This window comes from Anabaena sp. AL93 (assembly GCF_001672085.1).
GTDB classification, from domain to species: domain Bacteria; phylum Cyanobacteriota; class Cyanobacteriia; order Cyanobacteriales; family Nostocaceae; genus Dolichospermum; species Dolichospermum heterosporum.
Genome location: NZ_LJOU01000087.1, coordinates 19,713 through 27,190, shown reverse-complemented (window position 1 = coordinate 27,190; position 7,478 = coordinate 19,713). Strand labels below are relative to the sequence as shown.

Genomic DNA, 7,478 nt, shown 5'->3' with positions numbered 1-7,478 from the left:
TGGGTAGTTTGCCACTTGATATAAGATTCTGGACTTGTGAAAAGTGCCAGACTAGACATGATAGAGATATTAATGCAGCAATAAACCTCAGAGATGAGGGACTACGAATTTTGACCTCTGGAACGGGGGATAAAGCGATGAAGTGTGGTCTTGGGGGTTTCCCCCATGAACAACTTCATCAAGAAGCCTGTCGCCCAGAAATAAGTCGCAGTAATAGAGGACGCAAGAAGTCTACTACTGTGCTTTCTGTTGGACAGGAAGCCGACACTGTACCGTCAGGTCAGTGTGGGTAGTTCACTATATTTTCAAAATAGCAAGCCATTTTTACTCCTGACTCCTGAATTATTATTGTATACTGATATGCTCAACGAAATTAAAGAATATTTACAATTACACTAAAGCCCATAAAGTCTTGACAAAACATAGAAATAATGGGTTAGCATAGGTAGTATTGACAAATATACCTCCCAAAATACACATCAATATACCAAATACATTAATCAGATCAAAAGGATTATGGGATGCCGACTGAAAATTTTTTTAAGTGATGAAGAAAAGTTAACTTTAGAAGAGTTGAGAAAGGCTAAGGATGTTCCTCAACGGACAAAAGACCGCGCTCAAGTTCTACTGTTGAATGCTCGTGGATTAAATAACGAACAAATTGCTCAAGGCTTAAACTGGGCAGTTTCTACAGTCCGTCAGACCCTACATCGGTGGCGAAAAATGGGTTTAGCCGGATTATGGGATGCTCCAGGTCGAGGCGGAAAACCTCGCTATTCGGAAAATGATTTAGAGTATCTAGAAAACTGTCTATTTGAAGAACCTCAGACTTATAACTCCAAACAACTAGCCAAAAAACTAGCATCCGAGCGACAAGTTTACTTGAGTCCTGACCGACTCCGCAGAGTTCTGAAAGCCAGAGGTAAGGGGCAGGGAGCAGGGGACAGGGAGCAGGGAGCAGGGGGCAGGGAGCAGAGGGAAATGACCAATGACCAATGACAACTAAGTATTTATTTCTAAAAAATAGGGTATTTTAATTACAAGAAAGAGGTAAAAAAGAAAAAAAATCCTGAAATCTATATAAATTAATAGTTTCATCTATCCACTTCGGGCTACAACACCTTAGAATGATTCATTGAAAAGTCAAGTCAATCGTATTTGCAGCGGTTTTGAGTGTAAATACTCTCAGGGAACGATTTTTGTATTTCTACAAACAGAGATTTAGGTAAAGATGCTTTAATGGTGCATCTTGAGAAATAATCTCTGATAAAACTTTAGGAGTTTAACATGAACAAAGGCGAATTAGTTGATGCAGTAGCTGAAAAGGCTAACGTTACCAAGAAACAGGCTGACCAAGTTTTGAGTGCTGCCATCGAAACTATTGTGGAAGCGGTTTCTTCCGGTGATAAAGTAACATTGGTGGGATTTGGTTCGTTTGAATCACGGGAACGCAAGGCCCGTGAAGGACGTAACCCCAAAACGAATGAAAAAATGGAAATTCCCGCTACCAGAGTTCCCGCTTTCTCTGCTGGAAAACTGTTTAGAGAAAGAGTAGCACCCCCAAAAGAGCCAAAAGAATAAGTTCGGTTATAGGAAAGATATTTTTGATGCCACAACAAGCACACGGGGGAAATTTGGCTTGGGCAGCAGCACTGGCTGGCTGTTCCCCTGATGCTATTGTGGATTTCTCTGCCAGTATCAGCCCGTTGGGACCACCAAATAGTGTGATTACGGCGATTGTGTCTCAACTAGGTAGTTTGAGGAATTATCCTGACCCAGAGTATGGTGAATTACGACTTGCTCTGAGTCATTTTCATGAATTACCTACTGAGTGGATTTTGCCGGGTAATGGTTCAGCAGAACTATTAACTTTGGTGGGTAGAGAATTAGCACAATTAGCAGCAACGGTTGTACTAACTCCAGCTTTTGGCGACTATTACCGCACTCTTGCGGTTGATAATGCTAAAGTTCTGGAGTTTCCTGTGGATTTGGCAACGGGGAAAGGGAATATTTCTCTATTGCCAGATTTCGGGCTGAAGACTTCAGGTTTTGGGTTATTGCTGAATAATCCCCATAATCCAACGGGAAAGTTATTCTCACGGGAATCTGTTTTACCGTATTTGAAAAAGTTTGCTTTGGTGGTGGTAGATGAAGCGTTTATGGATTTTTTGCCGCCGGAAGCGGAACAAAGTTTAATTGGGTTGGTGCAGGAATACGAGAATTTGGTGATTTTACGATCGCTCACCAAATTTTACAGTTTACCAGGGTTAAGATTAGGATATGCGATCGCTCACCCTCAACGTTTAGCTAAGTGGAAATCATGGCGAGATCCTTGGCCTGTGAATACTTTAGCAGCCGCCGCAGCGATCGCCGCCCTCGAAGATACAGAATTTCAAAATCTCACCTGGAAATGGCTGCCAGGGGCGAGAAATCAACTATTTCAAGGTCTAGCCTCAATTCCTGGTTTAACACCCATAGAAGGCTCTGTTAACTACCTATTGGTAGAATCTCAACGACCTACTTCCCAGTTACAACAAAATTTGCTTCGGCAACACCAGATTTTAATTCGTGATTGCTTAAGTTTTAAAGAATTAGGCGATCGCTTTTTCCGTGTCGCAGTCCGTACAAAAGCTGATAATCAATGCCTATTAACAGCACTTGAAACAATTCAAAATCAATAAGTAAGTAGGTTGGCGTTGAAAATTGTCGTTATGGCAAGGCAAAAGGCAAGAGGCAAGAGGCAAGAGTGAAGAGGGTTTAGGCGATTTTACATTTCTTTACACAGTTTGGTTTTATTGTGTTCACCTACTTAGTCGGACAAAATTAAATTCACTCGTTGAGAGAGGGAACAGGGAACAGGGAACAGGGAACAGGGAACAGGGAACAGGGAACAGGGAACAGAAAAATCAATTGTGTAATTAATTCTGTCCCATTACTTAGCAGGAGTTCAGGAGGTAGGGGCGCAGGGCCTGCGCCCATTCAGAAGTATGGCTAACGCCACGCTTCGCTATCAGAAGTTCAGGAGGAAGAAGGAAGAAGGGAGAAGGAAGAATAAAATTACCCAATGACAAATGACAAATGACAAATATTGATTACGATATCGTTATTATTGGTGGCAGTATTGCTGGATACCAAGCTGCTTTAAGTGCTACTCAGCTACACGCTAAAGTTGCCTTGATTGTCAGCGCAGATTTTACTCATAACTATAATTTAAATTATCAATACATACTCAGCGAAATTAGTCAAACTACCCAGAAATATTATAATTTGGTAAATCTAGGAACTTACGAAAAAAATATTCACTTAAATCTGGAATTTCTGAACTGGAAAAAAGGAATGTTTTATGCAAATGCTGTTGCCAAAAATATTAATCAAATACATTCTTTGGCGAATTTAGCTGCCCAAGGAGTTGATATTATTGTTGGTAATGGTCAATTTCAGTCTTCTCCTCAATTAAGTTTTACAGTTAATGAAAGACGCTTATATAGTCGCACTTACTTACTCGCTAATGGTTCTCGTCCATTAATTCCTAATATTTCAGGATTAGATACTATTAAATATCTAACTTTAGCTAATATTTGGCAATTTTTAGAAAAAACCACATTACCCGAAAATTGGGTGATAATTGGTGGTATTCCTCAAAGTATAGAAATAGCCCAAGTTTTAGCCAGATTTGGTTGTCAAGTCACATTAATAGTCAAATATTCTAGCATTTTGCCTAGTCTTGATGCAGAAATAGCCCAATTACTAACAGCACAATTAGAAATTGATGGTGTACGGATTTTAACACAAACTCAAGTTACCCAAGTCCGACAAATAGATCATAAGAAATGGGTACAAGCTGGAAATCAAGCCATTGAAACCGATGAAATTTTCATTTGTGCTGGACAACAGCTAAATTTAGAGTATTTGAATTTACCAGCGGTGGGAGTAAAATGGCATCAATACCGCTTGGTTGTCAATGAAAAATTACAAACTACAAATCATCGGATTTATGCTTGCGGTGATGTGCTAGGTGGTTATGATATTCAGAATATTGGTAATTATGAAGCTAATATTGCTGTAAAAAATGCCCTATTCTTTCCCAAACTAAAAGTTAATTATGAATTTGTTCCTTGGGGAATATATTCTCAGCCCAGGGTAGCACAAGTTGGTTTAACAGAAAAACAAGCTAAAAACCAATATTCTCAAAAGCAGGTTTTAGTTTTTAAGCAATATTTTAAAACAGCCACGGCGGCACAAATACAAGGAGAAATTACAGGTGTTTGTAAATTAGTAGTTTTGGAAAATGGAAAAATTCTGGGATGTTCTATATTGGGAATAGCAGCAGAAGAATTAATTAATTTAATTAGGTTAGCAATCTCACAAAATATGAAAATTCAGTATTTGGCTAAATTATCACCTATTTATCCCAGTTTTTCCGAAATTCTTATGGAAATAGCGCGAGAATGGCATAGACAGAGAATTAATCAGAACCATACTTTTTCAGAATTGCTACTAAGTTTCTTTAATTATCGTCGTGATTGGAATTTATAGTGGATTATGGTTGAGTGTAGCAAGAATGATTGAGTGTCCGATACCTAGTAAGTAGACGACCTATACTTATCAATTCACTATTTTGTTATTCTGTCAATGCGTAACTCCTATAATCAAACAAATGTTAGGGAATAGGGAATAGGGAATAGGGAATAGGCAGAGGTCAGGGGGAAATAATTTAATAACTAATGACTAATGACTAATGACTAATGACTAATGGTTTTAACTCGACTGTACCCCAAGGCAAGCTAGAATATAGAGGGATAATTCCCCTATTCAAATTATTAATTAAACAGAATTTTATGGATATTCAAAATGCCCTTGATATCATTAATACTGAGCAATTAAAGGGAACTGCTGTTTTATCGGTTTATGCCCTCAAGGGGATTGTTGGCTATGCAGCAAGCCAAAATAAACCAGTAGAGGAATTGTCACCTATGGAAATTGTAGAGGCTATCAAATTGGTGGATCTTACAGTTCCTCAACAGTCTATTTAGTTTGAATGCTCAAAAAGTTAGTTTGAATGGGAACTAGCTTTATACCAAATAGATTTTCCTACACCAATTTCCAGTATGCTAGATATGAAACCAGAAACCCAACTAACCAGATTTATGGAAAACCAGATTTATGGGGAAAAAGATTGTTACTAGGACTTACGCACTGTACAAATTAACCATGATGTGCATGAACGAAAATCCGTCGTTTCAGGCTTTTGGCGATTAACAATCCCCTGTTTTACCAGAAACATCAACCCCAAATGGCAATAACGGGGGGCAAATAGATTCTGTTGAGGATGGCACACCAGCTATGGTAACATCAGAACCAGCAGAGGAAGTTGTTAACAACGCGTTACAGAGCGCGTTTGTTGGGAATGGCACACAGATAGATCCAGTTTCAGGAAAACCACTGCTTCAAGGTAGTAATAATGGGTGGATAAGTGGCTTTGTTGATAATTTAATACCGGATACTGAAATACCAGAACCTGCACTCCGAAGTGTTAATTATGGGCAAGAAAATACCTTTGTTGACAATTCTACTGCTGATGAGGACTTAAGAATCGAGGAACTCAAGCGGGTAACAAATTCGTCTATATCTCGACTCAACTCGGTCTAAAATCCAACCAGTAAGCTAAATACTGAATTAACTCATGAACTTAACACGAACAGAACAGTATGACTTTCTCCCTCGTTTCTACCGTCTTGCGATCGCCAATATTCTTTCAAACCTGATGATTCCTCTAGCGGGTTTAATCAGTGTAGCTTTTTTGGGTCATCTGCAAGAAATTGATGCCTTAGCAGGGGTTTGCATAGCTAATATCTTGTTTAACCTCGTCTATTTGATTCTTGAGTTCTTACGTATGGGAACCACTGGGTTAACCGCTCAAGCTGTGGGAGCAGATGACCAAGAGGCTGCACTGCTAGTGGGACTACGCAATGGCTTAATCGCCTTGGGATTAGGTATCGTACTGTTAATTTTGCAGTATCCTTTGCGAGAGGTAGGTTTTTCGCTCTTGAGTGCTGATATTGATGTTAAAGCTGCCGGCATTGACTATTTCAATGCTCGCATTTGGGGAGCGCCTGCTGTTTTACTGAACTTCGTTCTCATTGGTTGGTTACTGGGACGAGAGGAGAATAGTAAGGTTGTGGTACTTTCAGTTATTGGCAATGCAGCCAAGATAATTTTAGACTACTTATTTATTATTCAATGGGGTTGGAATAGTGTAGGGGCTGGAGTATCTCAAGCATCTAGCCAATACTTAATGTTGTTTATCGGCATCCTTTTAGCTAGTCGGAAAGTTCAGTGGCAAGAAATCCGCGCAGTTAGCCCACAAATCATGGATTTTTCAGAGTTGAAAACTATGTTGGCTCTCAATAGAGATATCTTGATTAGAACTATAACTGAGATGTCTGTCTTTACTATTTTTAGTAATCTAAGTGCCATGATGGGAACGATACTCTTTACCCAAAATTCTTTATTAGGACAGATAACACATCTAAATGTTTACTTAACTAACGGAATGGGATTTGCTACCGAAACCTTAAGCGGAAACTTGAAAGGTAAAGATTCAAAAGAGAAATTGTTACCCTTGCTGAAAGTTTCAGTTGCCAGCAGCTTGTTGATAGGACTCACTGTAGCTACAATTTGTGTTTTCTTTCCCCAGGCTGTCTTTGGCATATTAACCAACCATAGGGAAATTACTGAACATATTGATACCTATATTTGGTGTTTATGCTTCATACTTATATTCAATTCTGTTGCCTCAATGCTGGAAGGATATTTCTTAGGATTAGCCGAAGGGAAAATTGTTCGTAATGTCAGTTTGATCTCTGCTAGTTTGGGATTTATCCCATCAGTTATAGCAGCTTGGTATTTTCACAACAACTATCTTTTATGGCTATCCATTATATTATTTATGTTTGCCAAAATGGTGACAATGTTAGTTTATTTGCCAAAGTCTTTGAGTAGTGATACTGAGGCTAATGCAGTTTTTTTGACAACTATTAAAAATGAAATTTGAAATGAGAGAAGCACCAGGGGCTGACATAATTATTCTCAACAGTCAGCAGCAAGTTTTACTTGTACTTCGAGATAATAAAAGCTCTATTCCTTTTCCTAATACTTGGGCATTCCTGGGAGGATATATAGAGAAAAATGAATCTCCAGAAGCAGCTATTCGTAGAGAATTAGTTGAAGAATTGGAACTAAAACTCGATGAAGTTAATTTTTTCAAGTCTTATTTTTGGGAAGAGTGTGATGAACACATTTTTTGGACTCGGCTGGATTTAGATATTTCTCAAATAACCCTACACGAAGGACAAAAATTAGCCTATTTTAGTCGAGAGGAAATTAATCAGCTTGAATTTGCCTCTCACTATGATCAAATTCTGGCTGAGTTTTTTGATTTCTTAGCAATTAGTTTAAAATTAAGTATTGGTTAAAGC

The 7,478-nt window shown here is 38.6% G+C and carries 9 protein-coding genes; all 9 read left to right on the top strand.

From position 1 onward, the window contains the following. The coding region (locus AN486_RS20455) for a zinc ribbon domain-containing protein (RefSeq protein WP_290601599.1) at positions 1–293 on the top strand (293 nt) is incomplete at its 5' end. A gap of 223 nt (positions 294–516) precedes the next feature. Then, entirely contained in the window at positions 517–999 is a 483-nt protein-coding gene (locus tag AN486_RS20450) for a helix-turn-helix domain-containing protein (RefSeq protein WP_290602349.1), read from the top strand. A 288-nt stretch (positions 1,000–1,287) separates the two neighbouring features. Continuing rightward, positions 1,288–1,581 (top strand): HU family DNA-binding protein, encoded by a 294-nt coding sequence (locus AN486_RS20445; protein ID WP_027401744.1) that lies wholly within the window; start codon positions 1,288–1,290, stop codon positions 1,579–1,581. A gap of 26 nt (positions 1,582–1,607) precedes the next feature. Next, the gene (cobD, locus tag AN486_RS20440; protein ID WP_053539638.1) at positions 1,608–2,681 is read left to right on the top strand and encodes a threonine-phosphate decarboxylase CobD; all 1,074 of its coding nucleotides are present in this window, start codon (positions 1,608–1,610) and stop codon (positions 2,679–2,681) included. 397 nt (positions 2,682–3,078) lie between these two features. Next, positions 3,079–4,536, top strand: a complete 1,458-nt coding sequence (locus AN486_RS20435; protein WP_290602346.1) for an NAD(P)/FAD-dependent oxidoreductase — start codon at positions 3,079–3,081, stop codon at positions 4,534–4,536. A gap of 209 nt (positions 4,537–4,745) precedes the next feature. Continuing rightward, positions 4,746–5,033 carry a hypothetical protein gene (locus AN486_RS20430; protein ID WP_053539640.1) on the top strand — a complete coding sequence of 96 codons (288 nt, stop codon included), beginning with the start codon at positions 4,746–4,748 and terminating at the stop codon, positions 5,031–5,033. 310 nt (positions 5,034–5,343) lie between these two features. Further along, positions 5,344–5,649 carry a hypothetical protein gene (locus tag AN486_RS20425; protein WP_053539641.1) on the top strand — a complete coding sequence of 102 codons (306 nt, stop codon included), beginning with the start codon at positions 5,344–5,346 and terminating at the stop codon, positions 5,647–5,649. A gap of 34 nt (positions 5,650–5,683) precedes the next feature. Next, complete coding sequence (gene gntT / locus AN486_RS20420; protein ID WP_053539642.1) at positions 5,684–7,054, top strand: guanitoxin biosynthesis MATE family efflux transporter GntT; 1,371 nt, start codon at positions 5,684–5,686, stop codon at positions 7,052–7,054. Continuing rightward, positions 7,044–7,475, top strand: coding sequence for an NUDIX domain-containing protein (locus AN486_RS20415; RefSeq protein WP_228043877.1), 432 nt, complete (start codon positions 7,044–7,046; stop codon positions 7,473–7,475). The genes gntT and AN486_RS20415 overlap by 11 nt, the downstream gene beginning before the upstream one ends. The last annotated feature ends 3 nt before the right edge of the window (positions 7,476–7,478 follow it).